The organism is Nonomuraea sp. NPDC049269 (assembly GCF_043197155.1).
In the GTDB taxonomy this organism is placed as follows: domain Bacteria; phylum Actinomycetota; class Actinomycetes; order Streptosporangiales; family Streptosporangiaceae; genus Nonomuraea.
Genome location: NZ_JBICSO010000001.1, coordinates 844,274 through 866,656 on the forward strand (window position 1 = coordinate 844,274; position 22,383 = coordinate 866,656).

The window sequence follows — 22,383 nt, forward strand, 5'->3', positions numbered from 1 at the left end:
TAACGGAGCCTCAATGTTCGCGCCCTATCGCCGTCTGCTAGCCCATCCGGGCGTCCTCAACTTGCTCATCGCCGGGCTCATCGTCAAGCTGGGCACGCCTGTACTCAGCCTCGCCCTGCTGCTGGCCGCTGTCGACCGGCTTGGCTCCTACTCCACCGCCGGACTCGTGCTCACCGGCCACGCGTTAGCCCTGGCCACGTGCGCGCCGCTCGGCGGACGTCTCGCCGACCGGTACGGCCCGCGACCGGTGCTGACTGGCTACCTGACCGCCCACGCCCTCGCCTACGCCCTGCTTCTGCTCGCCCCACCTGCCCTGATGATCAGCGCGGCGGTACTGCTCGGCGCCACCACCCCGCCCGCCGGATCCGTCATCAGAAGCGCTTGGCCACGCCTCGTCCCCGCCGCCTCCCTGTCCGTGGCCTACGCGGTCGACAACGCCGTCAACGAGTTGATGTTCATCGCCGGCCCCCTGTTCGTGCCGGTCCTGACCTGGGTCATCCCAGCCCACAGCGTGGTGACCGCCGCCGGTGCCGCCGTACTGCTCGGCACCGCGCTACTTCTGACCTCCCCCGCGATACGGCAGGCCGCGCCCACCCCGCCAGGCAAGTTTCACCTGGCCGGGCCGCTCACCCACCGGCGCACCCTCCTGCTGCTGACCGTCGCCGCCTTCGGCACCTTCACCTTCGGCTGCCTGCGTATTGCCACGGTCGCCTCGGCCACCGCCTTCGGCTCGGCCGCCTCCGCCGGCGTGATGATGGGCCTACTGTCAGCCGGCGCCCTCCTCGGCACCCTCGGCTACGGCGCGCGGGCATGGCCCATCACCGGCAGTCGCCTGCTCGTCCTGCTCTCACTCGCCGAGGCAGCCGTCCTGCTCGGCGGGGCCTGGGCACCCGGCTTCGCGGCACTCGCCGTACTGATCACTCTCATCGGACTGGTGACCGGACCGCGCGACGCCGTTGTGCCAGCCCTGCTCGCCGACCATGCCCCCGCCCGCTACCGCACCGAGGTCTTCGCCTGGCTCAACACCTTCATGTGGACCGGCTACGGCCTGGGCACCGCCGTCGCCGGCCAGCTCACTGGTCCCCACGCCACCGGCGGCGCCGCGTTCGGCGCCGCCACGGCCGCGGCCCTGACGGGTGCGATTCTGGCAACCGTCGCCTGCCGGTTCGTCTCGCCCGTACCGACGCCCATGGCAGTGCCGACCGAGGGCCCTCACCGCGAATCTGATCACAAGGCTGACAACTGAGGCTCAACCGAGGGCCAGGTAGAGATTGCTCGTAGGCGCATTTGGACAGTAGGAAAGCGAGGCCCGGGTCAGTCCTCGCCTACGACGGTCAGGGCGTCGTCCAGCGCAACGGCGATCGCCGCGGCGCGGGAATGATCGTCCAGTCGTCGCGTCAGGTAGGCACAGCCGTGCCGGTGCTTGAGCGACCACCTGAAGGTGGACGGGCAACCCCAGGAACAGACCGCACCAGCCGATCCGCCGCCTCGCTCTTCGCCTGCCGACTCGGAACTGCTCTCTGACCTGTAAAAAATACCCCCGCCGCCCAGACCGCTGGAGCCGCCGCAGGAGGGCGGGCCGGCTCCAGGGTGCGGACGTCACATGGCGTTCAGACGCGGGTCCACTTCTGGTTGTTCTGGCTGTTGCACGCCCAGATCTGCACCTTGGTGCCGTTGGCGGTGCCGGCGCCGGCGACGTCCAGGCACTTGTTCGCCCCCACCGCCGTGATCGTGCCGTCGGCGTTGAGGCGCCACTTCTGGTTGTTCTGCCCGTTGCAGTCCCAGATGATCGCGGCAGTGCCGTCCGCCGTCCCGGCCCCGTTCACGTCCAGGCACTTGTTGCCGAACACCCGCAGCTCACCCACGGCGGTCGACGTCCACTGCTGGCCGGACTGCCCGTTGCAGTCAAAGATCTGCATCTGTGTGCCGTTCGTCGACGAGGCTCCGTTGAGGCACCGGTTCGACCCCACACCCCGCAGCGCGCTCGTGCTGCCGGGGGGCGGGCCGTCACCCTGCCCGACGCCCTTGCCGTTGAAGGTGAACGAGTCCACGTCGAACGAGTTCGCCGACGACGCCTTGAACACGACGTAGACATTGCGGGTGCCACCGGGGTCGGTGACCCGCACCGCGGGCAGGGACGCGTAGGTGTTCCATCCGCCGGTGGCCGTCACGGGACTGGAGGCGATGAGCGCCCCGGTCGGCGAGTCGGCGTGCAGTTCGATGGACGCCCCGGTGTTGGACGGCGCCGAGACCCGGAAGGACACCGTGTCGATCCCGGACAGGTTGATCGGGCTGAAGGAAGTCCAGTCGTTGTTGGAGATGTCGCCGATGCGCCTGCCGCCTTCGGCTCCGGGCTCGTCGACGATCCGGATTCCGGACGAGCCGGTGAAGTGCTCGGCCTGCTTGTGCTTGGGCTGCAGGGTGATGCCGGCGCTGCCCTTCAGACCGCCCTTGTCGGTGTAGTCGGCGGACAGGGCGTAGTAGACGTTGGACGCCTCGTCATGGCCGGAGGCGGTGGTCGTGACCGTTCCGGAGCAACCGGTGTACTGGCCGGTGTCGTGGGCGTGCTGGTCATGGCCGAGCGCCGTGATCACGTTGACCTTGGTGCAGTCGACGGCGCCGTCCTCGAGGTCGGTGACGTTCACCGTGTAGGCCACTCGGTCGCCGAAGTCGATGAACCCGCCGTCGGGCGGAGCCGAGAAGACGACCTTGGGACGGGTGTTGCCGACGACGATGGGCAACGTGACGCTGCCTGTCTTCCCGCCGGAGTCCCGTACGGTCAGTTTGACGGTGTAGGTCCCGTTGACGCTGTAGGTGTGGGACGGGTTGGCGCTGGTGGAGGTCCCGCCGTCGCCGAAGTCCCACGCGTAGGTGATCGCGTCGCCGTCGGGGTCGGACGAGCCGGCCGAGGAGAACGCCACCGTCAGCGGCGCCGCGCCCGAGTCAGGGTTGGCGTTTGCCTTGGCCAGGGGTGCGCGGTTTCCGACCACGTAGTCGACCCGATAGACGCTGTCATCGGTGTTCTCGTGGCCGAAGCCGTTGCCCCAGTCGGCCATGTACAGGGCGCCGTCCGGACCGAACTTCATGTCGATCGGCGCATGCGGGGCGAGCTGTGCCACAAAGGGGTTGATCTTCAGGAGGTTGCCCGAGGAGTCCAGCCGGAACTCCTTGACGAAGTTGCGGCTCCATTCATAGAGGAACGGCGTGCCGTCGAAATACTCGGGGAACTTGCGGTCAGAGCCACTGGCCGGGTCGTAGCGGTAGAAGGGGCCGCCCATCGGGGCGGCACCGCCGCAGCAGTTGATCTCGGGAAACTCGGCCGAGGCATGGTAGTTGTACCAGACGGTCGCGGGCTTGGCCGCGGGCAAACTGGTCACGCCGGTGTTGTTGGGCGAGTCGTTGACCGGTGCCGAGCAGTTGAACTTCGCGCCGGAGGTGTTGGTGGCGAAGTTGTAGTCGTTGAACGGGATGTTGTTACCGACGCAGTACGGCCAGCCGTAGAAGCCCGGCTGCTTGATCAGGTTCCACTCGACGGTGCCCTCGGGACCGCGACTGGGGTTCGCGGCGCCGGCGTCCGGGCCGTAGTCACCCAGCGAGATCCAGCCCGTCACCTTGTCGACCGAGAAGCGGAACGGGTTGCGGAAGCCCATCGCGTAGATCTCCGGCCGCGTCTTGGCGGTGCCGGACGTGAACAGGTTGCCGGACGGAATCGTGTAGGTGCCGTCGGGCTCGGGGTGGATGCGCAGGATCTTGCCGCGCAGGTCGTTGGTGTTGGCCGCGGACCGCTGGGCATCGTAATGCTCCCGGCCCGGCCGCTCGTCGATCGGGGCGTAGCCGCTGGACCCGTTGGGATTGGTGTCGTCACCCGGGCCGATGTACAGGTTCCCGCCCGGCCCGAAGGCGAGGTAGCCGCCGGTGTGGCCGGGTTCGTCGACGTTCCGGTACGCCGGAACGTCGATGATCTTCTTCTCACTCGCCAGATCGAGGCTGGTGCCGTTGAAGGTGAACCTCGATACCCGGTTCACCTCACCGCCATTGGACGGCGAATAGTTGACGAAGATCCAGCCGTTGGTGGCGAAGTTCGGATCCAGCGCCAGCCCGATGCCACCGTCCTCACCGCCGTCGTACACCGGCAGGGTGGCGATGACGCGCGTGCCCCCGCCATTGGCGGGGATCAGATTCACCTTGCCCGAGCGCGAAACGTAGAAGACCCTGCCGTCGCCGGCCACGTCGAGTTCCATCGGCTGGTCCGGTGCGCCGTCGAGGGTCACCTTCTGGAACCGGGCCGCGACGGTGCCGCCGCAGTCACCCGGCGCCGCACCCGCCGCCCACTTCACCCCACCCAGCAGGTGCTGCTTGAACGGCGACTCCGAATAGGAGGACGCCTGGTGGCCCATCGCGGTGGCCCACACCCGGCCGCCCTCCGGATTGTGACACCAGGAGATCGGGTGATCGGCACCCATCTTGCTGGGCCCCGCGTCATAGGTGGTCTCGTCCGCGCTCACCAGCACGTGCACCGAGCCCCGCAGGTTCTTGTCGAAGTTGTACCACTCCTCCGAGCGCACCCACCGATCCGGCAGCCCCTTCGTGGAAGGGTGAACCTTGTCGGCCACCTTGGCGGTGCCCTGCAGGATCGCCGAATGCGCGGTCATGTGCGCGCCGGCCAGGGCGACCTGGTCCCACCAGGGGAACTGCGTCTCGATGTTCATGTCGGTGGCGTTGTGGATCGCGACGACGCCGTGGCCGCTGCGCACGTACGCCTGGAAAGCCTGACGCTGGGCGTCGTTGTCCCACACCATGCCACTGGTCTGCAGCATGATCACAGCGTCGTAGGTGTTCAGGGTCGCGGTCGTGAAGACGGCGGAGTCCTCGCTCTGGTCGAGCTGGAAGTTGTTGTCGGCCGCCAGCTGCTGGAACATCGCGACACCGGCGGGGATGGAGTCATGCCGGTAGGCGCCGCTCGCGGTCTTGCTGAACAGCAGCACCTTGAACTGCGGAGCGGCCGCGTGCGCCGCCAGCGGCACCGCGGACAGCCACAGCCCTAATAAGGCCGCGGCGAGGGCGGAAAGCAGGCGTGATCTTCGCATGAAGGATCTCCTGGGGGGTTACCGGCAACGGTCGGAGCTGAAGGGCGGGAAGGCGTGCGTCGTCTCGGCCGATGCCGGTCGTCTTCAGCAGCGGCCCACCCATCGATCCGGGCGGCGGGGCCTGACCATGCGACAAGGTGTCGAATCGATTCGAAACGAAAATAGGTCGGGCCAAGGTAGGTGTCAAGCATGCTTATCCGGCCAGCTGATCCACGACCACCTTTCCGCTTCTCCTGGCCAGGGTCTCGCTTCCTTTATCGGAAATCTGCAGGTACAGGCGGTATCGCGAGTGCTGCGCCGTCCTACCGACATTCAATGGGGCAAGAAAAGCCAGTAAATAAGTATGAAACTTTCATGGCCGGATGCCGCCGGCTCGCCCAATGAGTCCTTGATCAGAGGGTGCGCAGGTAGGCGAGGCCGTCCACGGCCAGCGCGTCCTGGCTTTTCGCGAGGGGCCGCCAGATGGAGGCCGCGGTGGCGATGGTCTGGTTGTAGGCGGTGAACGACTCGATGACGAGCGGCCCTCGATAGCCGACGTCGTGCAGGGCTCGGGTGAAGCCGGGCCAGTCGAAGCGGTCGGCCCCCGGCGTGCCGCGATCGGTGCCGCACACCTGCACGTGCGCGATCCGATCCGCCGCGACCCGCACCGCCTGGGCGGGGTCTTTCTCCTCGATGTTCATGTGGTAGGTGTCGAGCGCCAGGTGGCAGTCCTCAGGCAGCGCGTCGAGGGCCTGCTCGACGGTGTTGACGAGGCTGGTCTCGTACCGGTTGAGCGGCTCGACCGCGAGCCTCACCCCATGCTCGGCCGCGTAGTCCAGGACAGGCCGCAGCCGCTCACGCAACTCGGCGTAGACCGCCCGGCGCTCGTCCGGTGACAGCCGCCACGTACGGCCGACCGAGGCGTACGCCGGCCCCCCGATCACCGGGGAGCCGACGGTCACCGCCACGTCGACGCAGTGCCGCAGATAGTCCTGGGTGTCGCGGACGGTCTCCGGGGAGGCGGCCACGAGCTCGCGCCCCGGCGGCATGACCAGCACCACGGACGCGGCCAGCCCGTGCTCGGCCAGCACCGCCGCGGCCTTGTCCGGGTTCCAGTCGCCGGGTTGCTCGACGGGCAGCTCGATGACGTCGAAGCCCCATCCGGCGATGCGGGGCGCAAGCCGCGCCAGGTCGTCGTCGGTCAGCGGGGAGACCCAGACCCAGGTGTTCACTCCGATGGAGAACATGGCGTCCCTCTTCGTCGTCGGTTCGCGGAAGGAGCCGATCAGCTCTTCTTCCCGCCCCAGGCCTCCGGGAACCCGGGAAGGTCCTCACAACCGCACAGGGCGTAGTGCAGCGGCGGCATGTTGGGCTTGAGATAGGTCGACAGGTTCTCGCTGGTGACCTTCGGCTGCGGCAGGTTCCACATCTTGGGCACCTCCGCGCCCTTGAGGATCTTCAGCGCGGCGATGATCGGCGTGCGCCACTGGTAGGTGGGGTAGGTGGGTGCGACGGCGGTGAGGCCCGCGTCCTTCCACTTCTGCAGGAAGTCCTGCTGGTCCTCGCCGTTGATCGGCGGCACCGGCACGCCCGCGTCCTCGAACGCCTCGATCGCCGCCACCGCCGTGGCGCCCGAGTCCATCCAGACGCCGTCGATCTTGCCGTGCCGCTGGATGTAGTCACTGACGATGCTCTTGGTCTTGGCGGCGTCGCCGTCGGTGAACTCCACCCCCACCACCTGGAGCCGGCTCTTGTCGAAGGCCACCTTCGCCGCCGACCAGCGGGTCTCCAGCACGTCCACGCCCGGCAGGATGCGCAGCGCCAGCACCTTCCCGCCCGCCGGCACCTTCTCGACCAGGAACTCGGCGGCGTCGGCGCCGAAGGCGTAGCCGCCGATGGGCTTGATGAACGTCACCGGGCAGTCCGTCTCCACACCCCGGTCGAACACGATGACGGGCACCTTCCCGCAGGCGGCCGTCACGGCGGGGGTGAGCGTGGCCGTGGTGTTCGGCGAGACGATCAGCGCGTCGCAGCCCTTGGCCTGCAACTCGGCGATGTCGGAGATCTGCTTGTCGTCCTTGCCCTCGGCGTCGAGGGCCGTGAACTTCTCGATCTCCTTGTGCAGGCCGGCCTCTGCCTGCATCGTCTTCCAGCCGACCTGGCGCCAGGGGTTGTTGACCGCGGCGTTGGAGAAGCACAGGTGGTACGGCCCGTCCTTCTTGTACTTCGCCGTGTCGACCATCTTCGGGGAGATGGCCTGCTCCCAGGGCTTGTCCGTGGGCCCCTGCGGCGTCTGGGAGCGCATCGCCAGCTGGGCGTCGAAGTCCGCCCGCACGAAGAACTTCGACTGCGCGCCCGTGCCCGAACCCCGAGCGCTCGCGGCGGGCGCCGCGGGTTGTGTGGTGGCCGCCGGCTTGTCGGTGGTGCAGCCGGCGAGGACGAGCGTGGTGACCACGGCGACCGCGGCCTTATGACGCGGCATGTGCGTCTCCTCTTCGGGGGGTGAACTTCCGGGGAAGCCGGATGGCTCCCGCCGCGACCGCGGCGATGATGATGACGCCCTGCACGGTGAACTCCAGCGCCCCCGAGATTCCGTACAGGTTGAGCAGGGTGAACAACGCCTCCAGCGTGAAAGCACCGGCCATGGCGGCGAGCACGGAGCCGCGGCCGCCGCCGAGCACCACGCCGCCGAGCACGACCGCGGTGATGGCCGAGAACTCCAGTCCCTGGCCCGCCTGGGCCGAGACGCCGGCGAAGCCGCCGAGCAGGATCGCCGCGACGGCCGCGGCCAGACCGGAGAGCAGGAAGGCGAAGATCTTGGCCCGGTCGACCCGGACCCCGGACAGTGCCGCGGCACGCTCGTTGTCACCGGTGGCGATGAGCGTCTTGCCGAAATCGGCGCGCGTGAGCCAGATCGCCGCCGCGCCCACGGCCAGCAGGATCAGCACCGACCACGGCACCGGCCCGAGCCCGCCGCGGCCGAACGTCCGGAAGCCCGCCGACAGCGCGCCACGCGGCGCGCCGCCGGTCCAGAGGAAGACCGCCCCGCTGAGGACGAGCAGCATGCCGAGCGTCACGATGAACGACGGCACCCGCAACTTGGTGGTGACCACGCCGTTGAGCAGTCCGACGAAGAGCCCGAGGACGATCAGCAGGGCGAGGACCGGCCAGGTGGCGGACTCGTCGCCGTCGATGAGCCGCGCGGCGATCACCACTTCGGCCGTCACCAGTGAGCCGACCGACAGGTCGAACTCGCCGGAGACGATGACGAAATACTGGCCCGCGGCGAGGATCACCAGCGGCGCGGCCCGTTTGAGGAACGCCAGGAACCCGGCGGGCTCCAGGAAGTAGGGGTTCACGACCGCGATCGCGGCCAGCAGCACCACGAGGACCGCGAGGATGGGAAGTGCCCGCTTCATGCCGACCGCCTTGTTCCGCGCCGGGCGTAGACGGCCACCGCGATGACGATGACCACGCCGCGGACCACGTCCTTGACGAAGGAGTTGACCTCGAGCTGGTTGAAGATGGTGTCCAGGACGGCCAGCAGCAGGACCCCGCCCACGGTTCCGGCGACACCGCCCTTGCCGCCGGCCAGTGCGGTCCCGCCGAGCACGACCGCGGCGATGGACTCCAGGTCGTAGCCCCCGTCGGTGCCGACTGTGGGCGCCCCCGCCCCCAGCCTGCCGGCCAGCAGCAGGCCCGCGACGCCGGCGCAGACGGAGCAGAGCATGTGGGTGATCACGATGACGCGGCCCGTACGGATCCCCGACAGGCGGGCGACCTCCTCGTTCCCGCCCACCGCGTAGATCCGGTATCCCAGCCGGGTCCTGCTCAGCAGGAACCAGGCCAAGACGGCCACGCCCGCCCAGAGCATGGCGGAGACGGGGATCGGCCCGAGGCGGGAGTAGCCGAGGAGCTGGAACGACTCGGGCACCTTGCCCGCCGGGCCGTCGTACAGGTGGTCCACGATGCCCTTGATGATCAGGGCGACGCCGAGCGTGGCGATGAAGGCGTGAACCTGGAGCCCGGTGATGACCAGCCCGTTCACCAGCCCCACCAGCGCGCTGATGGCCAGCACCGCGGCGACCGCGGGCACGATGTTCCCGTCCTGGCCCGCCATGATCTCCGCCGCGACGAGCGAGGCCAGGCTGATCAGGTACGCCACGGACAGGTCCAGCGACCCGGCGAGGATCGCCAGCGTCTGCCCGATCGCCACGATGCCGAGCGCCGCCGAACGCTGCTGGATCCCGACGACGCTCTCCATGGTGAGGAACTGGTCGCCATGGAGCGCGACGAGGGCCCAGCCGACCGCGACCAGAGCGAGCAGCGCGAGGAACACCACCTGCGTGGGTTCGCGCAACCGCGCCGCCAGGCCGCCGCGCGCCTCACCGCGGCGGGCGGGACGGCGGACGCGCACGAGCAGGTTCATTCAGGCCACCTCTCCGGCGGCCAGGCGCATGATGGCCTCCTCGGAGGCCCCGGCCGGCAAGGTGCCCGCGACGCGGCCGTCGCGCAGGACGACGACGCGATCGCTCATGCCGATGAGCTCGGGCAGCTCGGAAGAGATCATCATGATGGCCATGCCGTCATTCGCCAGTTCGCGCATCAGGTCGTGGATCGCGGCCTTGGCTCCGACGTCGACGCCCCGGGTCGGTTCGTCGAAGAGCAGCACCCGCGGCGCCATCGTCATCCATTTGGCGAGCACGACCTTCTGCTGGTTGCCTCCGGACAGGTAGCGGACCTCCTGTTCCTGGCGCGGAGGCGAGAGGCGTACCCGTTGGAGCAGGTCGCGGAGGTCGTTGCGGTGCCTGGCGCCAACTGCGCGGGCGACGAGCAGGGCGTTGTCGCGCACGGACTGGCGCGATGCGAGCCCTTCGGCCTTGCGGTCCTCGGTCACCAGCCCGATGCCCATGGCCACGCCTTCCCGGACCGAGCGCGGGCGCGACGGGCTCATCTCGCCCGTGGTGAACGGCTCCGCGCCGAAGATCGCTCTAGCGAGTTCCGATCTGCCGGATCCCTGCAGGCCCGCGATGCCGACGATCTCCCCGGCACGCAGCTCCAGGTCGATGTCGCGGAGCTTGTGGTTGCCCGCTCCGCGGAGGCTGACCCGAACCTCGCCGGCGCCCGCCGAGCGGGGCGGGAAGTAGGTGGCGAGGTCGCGGCCCACCATCAGGCGGATCAGCTCGTCAGGGGTCACCTCGCCGATCGGGCACGTGGTGACGCGCGAGCCGTCCTTGAGCACGGTGACCCGGTCGGCGAGGTCGAACACCTCGCGTAATCGGTGGGAGATGTACACGACGGCGACGCCGCGTTCCCTCAGCCGCCCGATCAGCCGGTGAAGCAGCTCGACCTCGTGCTCGGCGAGCGCCGCGCTGGGCTCGTCCATGACGACGAGCCGGGCCTTCACCGACAACGCCTTGACGATCTCGACAAGCTGCTGCTGTGCCACCGACAGGCGTTTGACGGCGTCGCGGGGGCCGAAGGGGTCCTCACCCAGCTCGTCGAGGAGCCGTGCGGTCGCCGTCTCCATGGCGGTCCGGTCGACCAGGCCGCGCCTGACGGGCTCACGTCCGAGGAAGACGTTCTCGGCGACGGTGCGCTCGGGCAGCAGGTTGAACTCCTGGTGGATGATCGCGATGCCGGAGCGCTGCGCCTCGAGCGGGTGGCCGAAGGAGATGGGGCGACCGTCGATCTCGATCGTGCCCTCGTCCGGCGCGTGAATCCCGCAGATGATCTTCATCAGGGTGGACTTGCCGGCGCCGTTCTCGCCGACGACGGCGTGGACCTCACCGGCCGTCACGTCCAGGTCCACTCCGGACAGCACCCGCACGCCCAGGAAGCTCTTGCCGATGCCGCGCATGCTCAGCACGCGGCCCACCGGCTATCGGCAAGTTCCCGGCTTATATCTCTCATCCTGCGGGATGCTAAGCGGGCTTATATCGACGGTCAAGCAGAGCTCGCACCTGATACGAGCGGTGATGCCGGTAAGCGGCGGATGATTGGACAAACAATAAGCCTGCTTATGCTTGACCATTAACAAAATTAACTCATACCATCGCAGATACTTACATATCGGATGCCTTCCGCATCCAGGGCTAGTCCCGACACGATGGAGCTTTCATGGACAAGCTCGGTGTGTGGCTTATCGGGGCACGGGGATCCGTGGCGACCACTGCCATCGTCGGCGCCGCGGCCATCAGGGCGGGAGCAGCGACCCCCCAAGGATGCGTGAGCGAGTCCCCCGGCTTTCCCGGGCACCTGGTTCCGCTGACCGAACTGGCTTTCGGCGGCCATGACATCACCGAGACGTCCTTACGCAAGCGCGCCGAGCAGCTGGGCAGAGCAGGGGTCATGTCACCGGACCTGCCGGGGCTGCTCGCGTCCGATCTGGACGCCGCCGACGCCGAGATCCGGCCCGGCTACGTCACCGGCGACGGCGGCCGGGCCGCGACCCGGCTGATCGGCGACATCGCCGGCTTCCGCGCCCGGCACGGGCTGGCCCGGGTGGTCGTCGTCAACCTGTCGTCGACCGAGCCCCCGGTGGGTCCGCACCCCGAGTTCGAGAGGCTGGCCGACCTCGAGGAGCGGCTCGCCGCGGGGGACGACGTCCTGCCGCCGAGTTCGCTGTACGCCTATGCGGCCTTCCACGCCGGGTGCGGCTATGTGGAGTTCACCCCCTCCACCGGGCCGACCCTGCCCGCCCTGGCGGAACTCGCCGCCCGGCGGGGCGTGCCTTACGCGGGACGCGACGGCAAGACCGGCGAGACCCTGGTCAAGAGCGCCCTGGCGCCCATGTTCGCCGACCGGGCGCTGCCGGTCCGCTCCTGGTCCGGGCTCAACCTCCTCGGCGGCGGCGACGGGGCGACACTCGCCGATCCGGCCGCCAGATCCAGCAAGCAGCTCTCCAAGGACCAGGTCGTCGCGAAGGTCCTGGGAGGACCCGTCGAGGGTGAGACGCACATCGACTATGTCCCGGATCTCGGAGAGTGGAAGACCGCCTGGGACCACGTGACCTTCGACGGCTTTCTCGGCGTGCGGATGACGCTGCAGTTCACCTGGCAGGGCTGCGATTCGGCGCTGGCCGCTCCGCTAGTCCTGGACCTGGCCCGGCTGGTCGCCCGTGCGCACGAGAAAGGGCGGCACGGCGTCCTGCCCGAGCTCGGCTACTTCTTCAAGAGCCCGCTGGGGACGGACGAGCACGCGCTGGCCGCCCAGTACGCCCGGCTGCGCGCCTTCGCCGAGGAGCTGTCATGAGGGCGATGCTCGAGCTGGTCCGCGCACCGGCCGCGCTGTCGGTGCCGGGGGACAGCATGGCGGGGGCCGCCGCCGCGGGGCGGCGTCCGGCACCCGGCCTGGCCCTGGCGTCGGTGCTCATGTACTGGTCGGGAATGGCGCTCAACGACTGGGCAGACCGTGAGGCGGACGCCGTCGAGCGTCCTGAGCGCCCGATCCCGTCAGGCCGGGTCCGCCCGGGCGCCGCGCTCGGGCTCGCGGCCGCCCTGACCGGCGCGGGCCTCGCCACCGCCGCCCTCGCCGGCGGCCGACGCGCTCTCACCGTCGCCGGCCTGCTGGCCGGTGCGGTGTGGGCCTACGACCTGGGCCTCAAACGGACGGCGGCCGGACCGGCGTCGATGGCGGCCTGTCGTGTGCTGGACGTGCTCCTGGGCGCGGGCGAGCAGGCCGGGGCCGCCGTGCCGGCGGCGCTGGCGATAGGCGCGCACACCTACGGGATCAGCGTCCTGGGCCGGGCCGAGGTGACGGGGGCGGCACGCGGGACCGCCGAGTGCGCGTTCGTGGCCAGCACCGCGGCGGCCGGGCTCGCGGCCATCTCCTGCGTGCGCAACGGAGCCGCCGCCCGGGCCGGAGCGGGCGTCCTCATCGCCGGCTATCTCGCCTCCACCCTCCAGGTCCAGGCCGGATTACGGGCCCGTCCCGACCCCGAGAGCGTGCGGCAGGCCGTCCGCCTGAGCATCCTCGGCCTGATCCCGCTCCAGGCGGCGGCGGTCGCCGGTGGCGGGCGGTTCGCGACGGCGGGCGCGTTGCTGTGTTCGCTGCCCCTCGGAAGGTGGCTCTCGTCCCGGCTGGCGACATCGTGAAGTGGGCCTACTGCACCAACGGCTTCGCCGGCCACCGGCTTCCCGAGGCGCTCGGGGTCTTGGCCGATCTGGGGTACACCGGTGCGGCGATCACGCTCGACCACGGTCATCTCGACCCCCACTCCCCCGGCCTGGCCGCGGAGGTGTCGCGAATCGCCGGGCTCCTCGAACGCCTCGGCCTCGATGCCGTCGTCGAGACGGGCGGGCGTTACACCCTCGATCCCCTGCGCAAACACCATCCGACCCTCATCAGCGACGACGCCGAGCGCAGAGTGGAGTTCCTGACCACCGCGATACGGGTCGCCGCCGATCTGGGCGCTCCCGTGGTGCATCTGTGGAGCGGGGTACGGCCCGGCGGCATGCCGGAGACGGAGGCGTACACGCGGCTGGCCCGCCAGTGCGCGCGGCTGCTCGACGCGGCCGACCAGGTGGGCGTCACGCTGGGATTCGAACCCGAACCCGGGATGCTCGTCGCCGATTTGGATGGGTTCGAGCGGCTGCGTGCGATGCTCGGCGCCCATCGTCGGTTCGGTCTCACCCTCGACATCGGGCACTGCCACTGCGTAGAGCGGGAGGACCTGGACACCTGTCTCCGCCGGGCGCTGCTGCACACCGTGCACGTGCAGATCGAGGACATGCGCCGAGGAGTCCACGAGCACCTGGAATTCGGCGAGGGGGAGATCGACTTCGTGCCGGTGCTCGCCGCTCTGCACGGTTACTCGGGTCTGGTGGCCGTGGAGCTGGCCCGGCACAGCCATGCGGCCCCGCAGGTCGCCCGCCGCTCGATCGACTTCTTGAGGAGAGCGCATGAACGAGCCGGCACAGGAGTGGCTGACACGGGCCGTCCGGCAGGTCGAGGCTGACCCGTGCGCGATCCACCGGCTCTTCCCGCAGGCCGAACGGCGGGGCGGCCCCGGTGCCCGCCGCGCGCTGCTCGGCGCGCTGCACGGCGACCACGCGGTGATCCGCGGCCTGTACGAGGCCGGCGACAGCGGCGAGCGGCTGGCGATCCTGACCGTCCTGCATGAGCTCGACCTGGGAGGGACGGCGGTCGGGCTGGTGGAGGACGCGCTGCGCACCAATGACGCGCGACTGGTCGCCGCGGCCCTCGGCCCGTACGGCTCGACGTGGCTGGACGACCACTCCTTCCGGCAAGGGGTGCTCAAGTGCGTCTTCATGTCGATCCCGCTGGCGGCGGTGGCCGGGCTGGACCGCCGCTTCGACGCCGAACTGGCCCGGATGCTGTCGGACTACGCGGCGGAACTGCGGGCGGCCGACCGGCCCGTCCCGCGCGACGTCCTGGAGAGGAGCTGAATGCGCATCTTCGATCCCCACATCCACATGACCTCCCGGACCACCGACGACTACCAGCGCATGCACGCAGCGGGGGTCCGGGCCGTCGTCGAGCCCGCCTTCTGGCTGGGGCAGCCCCGTACCAACGTGGGCAGCTTCCTCGACTACTTCGACGCGCTGCTCGGCTGGGAGCCGTACCGCGCCGCGCAGTACGGCATCCACCACCGCTGCGCGCTCGCGCTCAACCCGAAGGAGGCGAACGATCCGCGGTGCGCGGGGGTGCTGGCCGAGTTGCCGCGATACCTGCTGAAGGGCTCCGTCGTCGCGGTCGGCGAGATCGGCTACGACTCGATGACCGCGGAGGAGGAACGGGCCTTCGAGGCCCAGCTCGCCTTGGCGCAGGAGAATGACCTTCCGGTGCTCGTGCACACTCCGCATCGGGACAAGGCCGCGGGCACCCGCCGGACGCTCGACGTGGTCCGGGCCGCTGGGATACCCCCTGTGCGGGTGCTCGTCGACCACCTCAACGAGCTGACCGTCGGCATGGTCGCGGACTCGGGTTGCTGGATGGGATTCTCGATCTACCCCGACACCAAGATGGACCCGGACCGGATGGTGGCCCTGCTCAAGGAGTACGGCACGGACAGGATGCTGGTGAACTCGGCCGCCGACTGGGGTCGCAGCGACCCGCTCAAGACGCGCGAGGTAGCCGATGCCATGCTCGCGGCCGGCTTCGGCGCGGACGATGTGGATCGGGTGCTGTGGCGCAATCCGGTCGCGTTCTACGGGCAGAGCTGCCGCCTCGACCTCGAGACCGGCTCGGAAGCCGGCCCGGACTATGCCGGCAACACGATCAAGCGGGGCTGACCATGCGGCTGCGCCATCCGGACGGCTCGACGGTGCACCTGTCCTACTGCACCAACGTCCATGCCGCCGAGGATCTCCCCGGCATCCACGCTCAGTTGTCCGGCGTCGCGGCGCGGGTCAGGCGCCTGCTCGGCGTAGAACGGCTCGGGCTCGGGCTGTGGCTGTCGCAGCACGCCGCCGCGGACCTCCTCGCCCGGCCCGAGGAGCTCGCCGGGCTGCGCCGGCGGCTGACCGTGCTCGGGCTGGAGGTGGTGACCCTCAACGGATTCCCCTACCGGGGCTTCCACGACGAGATCGTGAAGCACCGCGTCTACACCCCCGACTGGGCCGACGCGGAGCGGCTGCGCTACACGCTCGGGCTCGCCGAGATCCTCGCCGCGCTGCTGCCGGACGACGTCACCGAGGGCACGATCTCGACCCTCCCCCTCGCCTGGCGGACGGGGTGGACGAGAGAGAAGGCGGCGGCGGTCATGGCCAATCTCGACGCGGTCGCCCAGGGGCTGCGCGCGCTGGCCGGCCGTACCGGCAAGGTGATCCGGCTGGGCTTCGAGCCGGAGCCCGGCTGCATCGTCGAGACGACGCCTCAGGCGACCGCCCTGCTGGGCGACGTGGATCACCACCATCTCGGCCTCTGCCTGGACGCCTGTCATATGGCCGTGGGTTTCGAGGAGCCCGGTGCGGGCGCCCGCACCGGGCTGCCGATCGTGAAGCTCCAGGCGTCGTGCGCCTTGGTGGCCCCGCCGGGGGCGCAGCGGGCGCTGGCCGCGTTCGACGAGGCCCGTTTCCTCCACCAGACGCGCTCCGCCACCGGATACGCCGACGACCTGGGCGAGGCCCTGGCCGGCGGCCTGCCCGCGGACGAGAGCTGGCGCGTGCACTTCCACGTCCCACTGCACGACGCGCCGCCCCCTCCGCTCGCCACCAGCGCCCCCTACCTGCGTGACCTGCTGAACGTGCTCCTCGGCGGAAAACTGCCGCTGACCAGGCACGTCGAGGTGGAGACCTACACGTGGAACGTGCTTCCCGGCGCGCCGCCCGACCTCGCGGAAGGCATCGCCGCCGAGCTCGACTGGATGCGGGGGCAGCTCGCCGCCCTCGGGCTGAAGGAGACGTGATGGCACCGCTGATCGTGATCAATGTCGTCGGGCTCACTCCACGCCTGCTCGCGCACATGCCGAACGTGGCGAAGGCGGGCGCGGCCGCCGCGCTGCGGCCCGTGCTCCCGGCCGTCACCTGCTCGATGCAGGCCACCCTGCTGACCGGTTCGATGCCGCGCGACCACGGCATCGTCGGCAACGGCTGGTACTTCCGGGATCTCGGCGAGGTGCTGCTGTGGCGCCAGCACAACGCGCTCATCCAGGGCGACCAGCTGTGGACCGCCGCGCCCGGTCTGCGCACCGCCAATGTCTGCTGGTGGTATGCGATGGGCGCGCCGGCCGACCTGCTCGTCACCCCGCGCCCCGTCTACCACGCCGACGGCCGCAAGTCGCCCGACTGCTACACGCGCCCGCCCTCACTCCACGACGACCTCGAGGCCGCGCTGGGGCCGTTCCCCCTGTTCACCTACTGGGGCCCCAACGCGGGGATCGCCTCCTCCGAATGGATCATCGCCGCGGCCCGCCGCATCCTGGCCCGTGAACGGCCGGATCTGCTGCTGGTCTACGTGCCTCACCTCGACTACGACCTCCAGCGGTATGGCCCCACCGGTCCCGAGGCGATCGCGGCGGCGCGCGCCGTCGACGCCGCGCTGGCTCCGCTGCTGGCCGAGGACGCCGAGGTGGTCGTGCTCTCGGAATACGGCATCACCCCGGTGTCCCGCCCGGTGGGCATCAACCGGGCGCTGCGTACCGCGGGCCTCCTGGAGGTCTACACCCAGGCCGGGATGGAGTACCTCGACCCGTGGACGTCCCGGGCCTTCGCCGTCGCCGACCACCAGGTGGCCCACGTGTACGTCCGCGACCCCGCCGACCTCGACCGCACCCGCGCCGTCATCGCCGAGCTGCCCGGCGTGGACGAGGTGCTCGACCACGCGGGGAAGGCGAAGTACGGGCTCGACCACGAACGTGCCGGCGAGCTCGTCGCGGTGGCGGAACCCGACGCCTGGTTCGCCTACTATTACTGGCTCTCCGACGACCGCGCCCCGGATTTCGCCAGGCTCGTGGACATCCACCGCAAACCCGGCTACGACCCCGCCGAGCTGTTCATGGACCCGAGTGATCCGTTCGTCAAGCTCCGCGCGGCGGCGGCGCTGGCCAGGAAGAAACTGGGCTTCCGGTACACGATGCGGGTGGTGCCGCTCGACCCGGCGCCGGTGCGGGGCAGTCACGGCCGGCTGCCCGACCGCCCCGACGACGGCCCGCTGATCATCGGCCCGTTCGACCGTGACTCCTACGAGGCGACCGAGGTCAAGGACCTCCTGGCCGGCCTGGCCCGGGGAAGCCGCTGACCGCGGACACCCCGGGCCGCCATATCGGCCTCAGACGCGGGTCCAGCGCTGGTTGGTTCCTCCATTACAGGTCCAGATGCGCGCCTTGGTGCCGTTGGCGGTGCCGCTGACGTCCAGGCACTTGTTCGCGCCGACGGCGGTGATGGTGCCGTCTGCGTTGAGGCGCCACTTCTGGTTGTTCTGGCCGTTGCAGTCCCAGATGATCACCGCGGTGCCGTCCGCCGTCCCGGCCCCGTTCACGTCCAGGCACTTGTTGCCGTTCACCCGCAGCTCACCCGAACCGGTCGACGTCCACTGCTGGTTGGCCTGCCCGTTGCAGTCCCAGATCTGCGCCTGCGCGCCGTTGGCCTGCGAGCCGCTGACGTCCAGGCACCGCCCAGACCCCGCACCCTTGAGCGCGCCCGGACCGCCCGGTGCGCTGGTCAGTTCCTTGACGCGGATGTTGCGGAACGACACCACGTCGCCGGACCCGTGGTTCTGGATGCCGATGTAGCCCTGCTGGAGCGAGCGGACCGGATCGGTGTTGGTGAAATCATTGATCTTGGTGCCGTTCAGGAACACCTGCAGCCGCTCACCTTCCACCAGCAGCTCATAGGTGTTCCACTGACCCGGCGGGTTCAGCGCCGCGTCGCGGGCGGCGATGTCGGCGGTCTTGAACCCGTAGATCGCCCCGGTCGTCTTGTCCGGGGTGTCGGTCGCGTCGATCTGCACCTCATATCCGGTGTTGAGCGCCGCGTCGGGGTTACTGGTGGCCGGGAAACCGACGATCACGCCGGAGTTGGAGTCGCCGGTCATCTTCCAGTCGAGCTTGACGGAGTAGGAGCGGAACTCCTTGGCGTTGTACCACAGCATGCCCATGCCGCCCTGGGAGGTCAGCGTGGCGTCGCTGTTGGCGAACGACCCCGGCCCGGCCTGCGCCCAGCCCGTCGTCGAGCCGTTGTACAGCGTCGTGTACCCGGTCTCCGGGCGGCAGTCGGCGTTGGTGGCCTTGGCCGCGTACCGGATTCCGCCCAGCAGCAGCGTGCGGAAGTTCGGATCGGCGTACGACTCCTTGGTGTGGCCCAGGCCGGTGTAGAAGGCGCGGCCGGAGGACTGGGGGTGGCACCAGGTGATCGGGTGATCGCCCATGCCGCCGCCGCTGTAGCTGCCCTCGTCCAGGCTCTGCAGCACCCGGACGTTCGGGCGGGGGTTGGTGCGGTAGTTGTACCACTCGTCGGTACGTGACCAGGTCGCTCCGAGGTGGGCGGTCGCGGCGTGCGCCCGGTCCTCGGTCCGCACGGTGGCCTGCTGGATGGCCGGGTGGTTGTTGAACCAGGCCCCTATCAACTGCCCGTAGTACGCCCAGTTGTACTCGGTGTCGGCGGCCGAATGCACCCCCAGGTAACCGCCGCCGCCGTCCACGTACGTCTGGAAGGCGGCCTGCTGGTTGTCGTTCAGCACATCACCGGTGGTGCTGAGGAACACCACCGCCTTGTACTGGGCCAGGTTGGCCGTGCTGAAGGCGTTCGAGTCCTCGGTGGCGTCGACGGCGAAGTCGCCGGCGGCCCCTAAGTCGCGGATGGCCTGGATCCCGTTGGGGATCGAGTCGTGCCGGAACCCGGCCGTCTTGGAGAACACCAGCACCTTGAAGGCGGCGGCCTGGGCGGGGATGGCGGGGATCACCGTCGCGGCGGCGGTGATCGCCACCACCGTCATCGACAGGCGTCGCAGCACAGATGTCTTTCGGTCGCTCCCCGCGATGCGCCCGAGCGCGGCGGGGATGAGGTGTCGCAGCATGGGTGTCCTTTCAGACGCGGGTCCAGCGCTGGTTGGTTCCTCCGGTGCAGGTCCAGATGCGCATCTTGGTGCCGTTGGTGGTGCCGCTGACGTCCAGGCACTTGTTCGCCCCCACCGCCGTGATCGTGCCGTCGGCGTTGAGGCGCCACTTCTGGTTGTTCTGCCCGTTGCAGTCCCAGATGATCACGCTGGTGCCGTCCGCCGTCCCGGCCCCGTTCACGTCCAGGCACTTGTTGCCGTACACCCGCAGCTCACCCACGGCGGTCGACGTCCACTGCTGGCTGGACTGCCCGTTGCAGTCCAAGATCTGCGCCTGCGCGCCGTTGGCCTGCGAGGCTCCGCTGACGTCCAGACACCGCCCCGACCCCACGCCCTTGAACGCACTCGTGCTCCCCGAGGGCGGGGCGCCGGTGTCGAGAGTGAAGGCATCCACGTCGAACAGGTAGCCCTGTCCGGTCGGGCCGCGGAAGACCAGATAGAGCGTCGTGGCGCCGGTCGGCGCGCCGCTGAGGTTCGCCGAGACGTCGGTGAAGGTGTCCCAACTGCCGGTGCTCGCCACGTTCACCGTTCCCAGCAGTGTGCCCGTCGCCGAGCCCGCGCGCACCTCGATCCGGCCGCCCGCGCCGGCCGAGGACACCCGGGCGGTGATCCTCGTCGCGTTGCCCAGGTTGTACGGCTGGAAGGAGATCCAGTCGCCGTCATCGGTGAAGCCGACCGTCTTGCCGCCTTCCGCGGTGGCGTGGTCAGCCGTCTGGACGCCCTGCTGGACGCCGAAGTGCTCGGCCTGCCGGTGCCGCGGCTGGAGCGTACGGTCGCTTGTGGAGGTCAGACCGCCCTTGTCGGTGTAGGAGGCCACGAAGACGCCGTAGATGTTGGCCCCGGCGTCATGCTCGCCGTCCACCGGCACTGAGATGGAGCCCGAGCACCCGGTCTTGGAGGTGATCTGGTGGCGGTGGCTGTCGTGGCCGAGGAAGTAGGCGACGGTGACCGCGGCGCAGTCGATCGTGCCGTCCTCCGGGTCGGTGACGGCGACCTGGAAGGGCACGGTGTCACCGAAGGAGAACAGCTGCCCGGCGGCAGGGGTGGTGAGGACGACCGTCGGCGCGGTGTTGCCGACGTTCACGATCACACTCGCCGTGCCGGTGAGACCCTGCGGGTCCCGGACCGTGAGCGTCGCCGTGTAGGCGCCGTTCGTGGTGTAGGTCTTGCTCGGATTCGCCGCCGTGGAGGTGGTGCCGTCGCCGAAGTTCCACGAGTACGTCAGCGCGCCACCCTCCGGGTCGGAGCTGCCCGCCGAGGAGAAGTTCACCGTCAGCGGAGCCGGTCCCGACGTCTTGTCGGCGGACGCCTTCGCGATCGGATTGCGGTTGGCACTGCCGATGTACTCGACTCGATACAGCGCCTGGTTGTTGTTCCCGTCGCCGTAGTCGAGGACGTACAGGGCCCCGTCAGGACCGAAGGCCATGTCCATCACCTGCGTCCCCGACCAGGGGAACGCCGAGATCTCGCCATAGGCGCCGTCCGGCTTGACCTCGATCGCCTTGATCCAGCGCCGGCCGTACTCACCGGCGAAATACCGCCCGTCGAGCGCCTGGGGGAACTTGACGGCGGAGTTCAGGTTGGGGTCGTAACGGTAGACCGGACCACCCATCGGCGACTCCGACCCGGAGCCGAACTCCGGCGGACTTCCGGCGTCCCCCGCGTACCTGATCCACGCCGGCTTCGCCGGAGGCAGCGTGGTCAGGCCGGTGTTACGGAAGGAGTTGTTGGTCGGGCCGCCCGCGCAGTTGTACTTCGGACCGGTGCTGTTGGTGGCGAAGTTCCATTCGTTATAGGTCTCGCTGGTGGTGTTCGTGCCCGTGCAGTACGGCCATCCGTAGTTGCCCGCATCGGTGATGCGGTCGAACTCCACCTGCCCGCTCGGCCCCCGGTTGGCGTTGGTCACGCCCGCGTCCGGCCCGTAGTCGCCGAGGTAGACGATGCCGGTCGCCTTGTCCACGCTCATCCGGAACGGGTTGCGGAAGCCCATCGCGTAGATCTCCGGCCGGGTCTTCGCCGTCCCCGGCGGGAACAGGTTGCCGCTGGGAATCGTGTAGGTGCCGTCGGGCTGCGGCTTGATGCGCAGGAGCTTGCCGCGCAGGTCATTGGTGTTGCCGGCCGAGCGCTGGGCGTCGAACTGCGGGTTGCGGTCGCTCCGCTCGTCCAGCGGGGAGTAGCCGCTCGACTCGAAGGGGTTGCTGTCGTCGCCGGTGGTCAGATAGAGGTTTCCGGCGGCGTCGAAGTCGAGGTCCCCGCCCACGTGACAGCACAGGCCGCGGTCGTTCTGGACCCGCAGGACCACCTTCTCGCCGGCCAGGTCGAGAGTGTCGTCCGGCTTGAGGACGAACCGGGACACGTACAGCTCGCCCTTCCACTGGTCGAACTGCGCCTGCGAGCCGTTGCTCGGCGCATCACCGTTCGGCGTGCTCAGCCGCGGCGAGTAGTAGAGCCAGATGTACCGGTTGGACGCGAAGTCGGGGTCCACCGCCACACCCTGCAGGCCCTCCTCGTCGTGACTGTAGACGTTGAGCCTGCCGGCCACCTTCGTGTTGCCGTTGACATCGGTGACCCGCACCGTGCCGTCGCGCGCCGTGTGCACCACCGACCGGTTCGGCATGACGGCCAGCGACATCGCCTCACCCAGCTCGGCACTTCCCGACGCGAGAGACACCTGCTGGTAGTCGGCCGCCGGAATGGCGAGGGCGTTCGCCGGGGAGGCGTCGAGCGCGAGCGCTCCGGGAATGATCAGCGCCATCGTGGTCAGCAAGGTGAGCCACGGACGTCGGGACATGAGCGTTCC

The 22,383-nt window shown here is 69.6% G+C and carries 16 protein-coding genes; 8 read left to right on the plus strand and 8 right to left on the minus strand.

What is annotated here, in order from left to right; all coding sequences use genetic code 11:
- Positions 1-13: 13 nt before the first annotated feature.
- Complete coding sequence (locus tag ACGFNP_RS04015; protein ID WP_393314533.1) at positions 14-1,246, plus strand: MFS transporter; 1,233 nt, start codon at positions 14-16, stop codon at positions 1,244-1,246.
- A gap of 364 nt (positions 1,247-1,610) precedes the next feature.
- Here ACGFNP_RS04015 and ACGFNP_RS04020 read toward each other — a convergent pair whose 3' ends face one another.
- The 6 genes from ACGFNP_RS04020 to ACGFNP_RS04045 form a co-directional block, all read right to left on the minus strand.
- Positions 1,611-5,087: a ThuA domain-containing protein gene (locus tag ACGFNP_RS04020; protein ID WP_393314537.1), complete on the minus strand. Its 3,477-nt coding sequence runs from the start codon at positions 5,085-5,087 to the stop codon at positions 1,611-1,613.
- Between the two features lie 392 nt (positions 5,088-5,479).
- A complete protein-coding gene (locus ACGFNP_RS04025) occupies positions 5,480-6,313 on the minus strand; it encodes a sugar phosphate isomerase/epimerase family protein (RefSeq protein WP_393314540.1) in 834 nt (277 codons plus the stop codon).
- A 38-nt stretch (positions 6,314-6,351) separates the two neighbouring features.
- On the minus strand, positions 6,352-7,548 hold the full coding sequence (locus tag ACGFNP_RS04030) for an ABC transporter substrate-binding protein (protein WP_393314543.1): 1,197 nt from the start codon (positions 7,546-7,548) through the stop codon (positions 6,352-6,354).
- Positions 7,535-8,485: an ABC transporter permease gene (locus ACGFNP_RS04035; protein WP_358329698.1), complete on the minus strand. Its 951-nt coding sequence runs from the start codon at positions 8,483-8,485 to the stop codon at positions 7,535-7,537. Before ACGFNP_RS04035 ends, ACGFNP_RS04030 begins: the two co-directional genes overlap by 14 nt.
- Positions 8,482-9,495 carry an ABC transporter permease gene (locus tag ACGFNP_RS04040; protein WP_393314546.1) on the minus strand — a complete coding sequence of 338 codons (1,014 nt, stop codon included), beginning with the start codon at positions 9,493-9,495 and terminating at the stop codon, positions 8,482-8,484. Before ACGFNP_RS04040 ends, ACGFNP_RS04035 begins: the two co-directional genes overlap by 4 nt.
- The gene (locus ACGFNP_RS04045) at positions 9,496-10,926 is read right to left on the minus strand and encodes a sugar ABC transporter ATP-binding protein (RefSeq protein WP_393316593.1); all 1,431 of its coding nucleotides are present in this window, start codon (positions 10,924-10,926) and stop codon (positions 9,496-9,498) included.
- A gap of 260 nt (positions 10,927-11,186) precedes the next feature.
- Between ACGFNP_RS04045 and ACGFNP_RS04050 the strand changes: the two genes are divergently transcribed.
- Genes ACGFNP_RS04050 through ACGFNP_RS04080 form a run of 7 tightly spaced genes read left to right on the plus strand, consistent with a single transcriptional unit; the run spans position 11,187 to position 17,768 of the window.
- Positions 11,187-12,320, plus strand: coding sequence for an inositol-3-phosphate synthase (locus ACGFNP_RS04050; protein WP_393314549.1), 1,134 nt, complete (start codon positions 11,187-11,189; stop codon positions 12,318-12,320).
- Positions 12,317-13,162, plus strand: a complete 846-nt coding sequence (locus tag ACGFNP_RS04055; RefSeq protein WP_393314552.1) for an SCO3242 family prenyltransferase — start codon at positions 12,317-12,319, stop codon at positions 13,160-13,162. The genes ACGFNP_RS04050 and ACGFNP_RS04055 overlap by 4 nt, the downstream gene beginning before the upstream one ends.
- Positions 13,132-14,025 carry a sugar phosphate isomerase/epimerase family protein gene (locus tag ACGFNP_RS04060; RefSeq protein ID WP_393314554.1) on the plus strand — a complete coding sequence of 298 codons (894 nt, stop codon included), beginning with the start codon at positions 13,132-13,134 and terminating at the stop codon, positions 14,023-14,025. Before ACGFNP_RS04055 ends, ACGFNP_RS04060 begins: the two co-directional genes overlap by 31 nt.
- Entirely contained in the window at positions 13,970-14,476 is a 507-nt protein-coding gene (locus tag ACGFNP_RS04065; protein ID WP_393314557.1) for an EboA domain-containing protein, read from the plus strand. Before ACGFNP_RS04060 ends, ACGFNP_RS04065 begins: the two co-directional genes overlap by 56 nt.
- Entirely contained in the window at positions 14,477-15,322 is an 846-nt protein-coding gene (locus ACGFNP_RS04070) for a TatD family hydrolase (protein WP_393314560.1), read from the plus strand.
- 2 nt (positions 15,323-15,324) lie between these two features.
- Positions 15,325-16,437 (plus strand): metabolite traffic protein EboE, encoded by a 1,113-nt coding sequence (gene eboE, locus ACGFNP_RS04075; protein WP_358329677.1) that lies wholly within the window; start codon positions 15,325-15,327, stop codon positions 16,435-16,437.
- Complete coding sequence (locus tag ACGFNP_RS04080; protein ID WP_358329674.1) at positions 16,437-17,768, plus strand: nucleotide pyrophosphatase/phosphodiesterase family protein; 1,332 nt, start codon at positions 16,437-16,439, stop codon at positions 17,766-17,768. Before eboE ends, ACGFNP_RS04080 begins: the two co-directional genes overlap by 1 nt.
- Positions 17,769-17,798: 30 nt before the next feature.
- Here the strand turns inward: ACGFNP_RS04080 and ACGFNP_RS04085 are convergent, their stop codons facing one another.
- On the minus strand, positions 17,799-19,544 hold the full coding sequence (locus ACGFNP_RS04085; RefSeq protein WP_393314564.1) for a ThuA domain-containing protein: 1,746 nt from the start codon (positions 19,542-19,544) through the stop codon (positions 17,799-17,801).
- 10 nt (positions 19,545-19,554) lie between these two features.
- Positions 19,555-22,374, minus strand: a complete 2,820-nt coding sequence (locus ACGFNP_RS04090; RefSeq protein ID WP_393314567.1) for a PQQ-dependent sugar dehydrogenase — start codon at positions 22,372-22,374, stop codon at positions 19,555-19,557.
- Positions 22,375-22,383 lie beyond the last annotated feature (9 nt).

Excerpts from the sequence above, each read along its gene's own strand:
- ACGFNP_RS04015 (WP_393314533.1), top strand. The coding sequence starts at position 14 with ATGTTCGCGCCCTATCGCCGTCTGCTAGCCCATCCGGGCGTCCTCAAC.
- ACGFNP_RS04020 (WP_393314537.1), bottom strand. The coding sequence starts at position 5,087 with ATGCGAAGATCACGCCTGCTTTCCGCCCTCGCCGCGGCCTTATTAGGG.
- ACGFNP_RS04025 (WP_393314540.1), bottom strand. The coding sequence starts at position 6,313 with ATGTTCTCCATCGGAGTGAACACCTGGGTCTGGGTCTCCCCGCTGACC.
- ACGFNP_RS04030 (WP_393314543.1), bottom strand. The coding sequence starts at position 7,548 with ATGCCGCGTCATAAGGCCGCGGTCGCCGTGGTCACCACGCTCGTCCTC.
- ACGFNP_RS04035 (WP_358329698.1), bottom strand. The coding sequence starts at position 8,485 with ATGAAGCGGGCACTTCCCATCCTCGCGGTCCTCGTGGTGCTGCTGGCC.
- ACGFNP_RS04040 (WP_393314546.1), bottom strand. The coding sequence starts at position 9,495 with ATGAACCTGCTCGTGCGCGTCCGCCGTCCCGCCCGCCGCGGTGAGGCG.
- ACGFNP_RS04045 (WP_393316593.1), bottom strand. The coding sequence starts at position 10,926 with ATGCGCGGCATCGGCAAGAGCTTCCTGGGCGTGCGGGTGCTGTCCGGA.
- ACGFNP_RS04050 (WP_393314549.1), top strand. The coding sequence starts at position 11,187 with ATGGACAAGCTCGGTGTGTGGCTTATCGGGGCACGGGGATCCGTGGCG.
- ACGFNP_RS04055 (WP_393314552.1), top strand. The coding sequence starts at position 12,317 with ATGAGGGCGATGCTCGAGCTGGTCCGCGCACCGGCCGCGCTGTCGGTG.
- ACGFNP_RS04065 (WP_393314557.1), top strand. The coding sequence starts at position 13,970 with ATGAACGAGCCGGCACAGGAGTGGCTGACACGGGCCGTCCGGCAGGTC.
- ACGFNP_RS04070 (WP_393314560.1), top strand. The coding sequence starts at position 14,477 with ATGCGCATCTTCGATCCCCACATCCACATGACCTCCCGGACCACCGAC.
- eboE (WP_358329677.1), top strand. The coding sequence starts at position 15,325 with ATGCGGCTGCGCCATCCGGACGGCTCGACGGTGCACCTGTCCTACTGC.
- ACGFNP_RS04080 (WP_358329674.1), top strand. The coding sequence starts at position 16,437 with ATGGCACCGCTGATCGTGATCAATGTCGTCGGGCTCACTCCACGCCTG.
- ACGFNP_RS04085 (WP_393314564.1), bottom strand. The coding sequence starts at position 19,544 with ATGCTGCGACACCTCATCCCCGCCGCGCTCGGGCGCATCGCGGGGAGC.
- ACGFNP_RS04090 (WP_393314567.1), bottom strand. The coding sequence starts at position 22,374 with ATGTCCCGACGTCCGTGGCTCACCTTGCTGACCACGATGGCGCTGATC.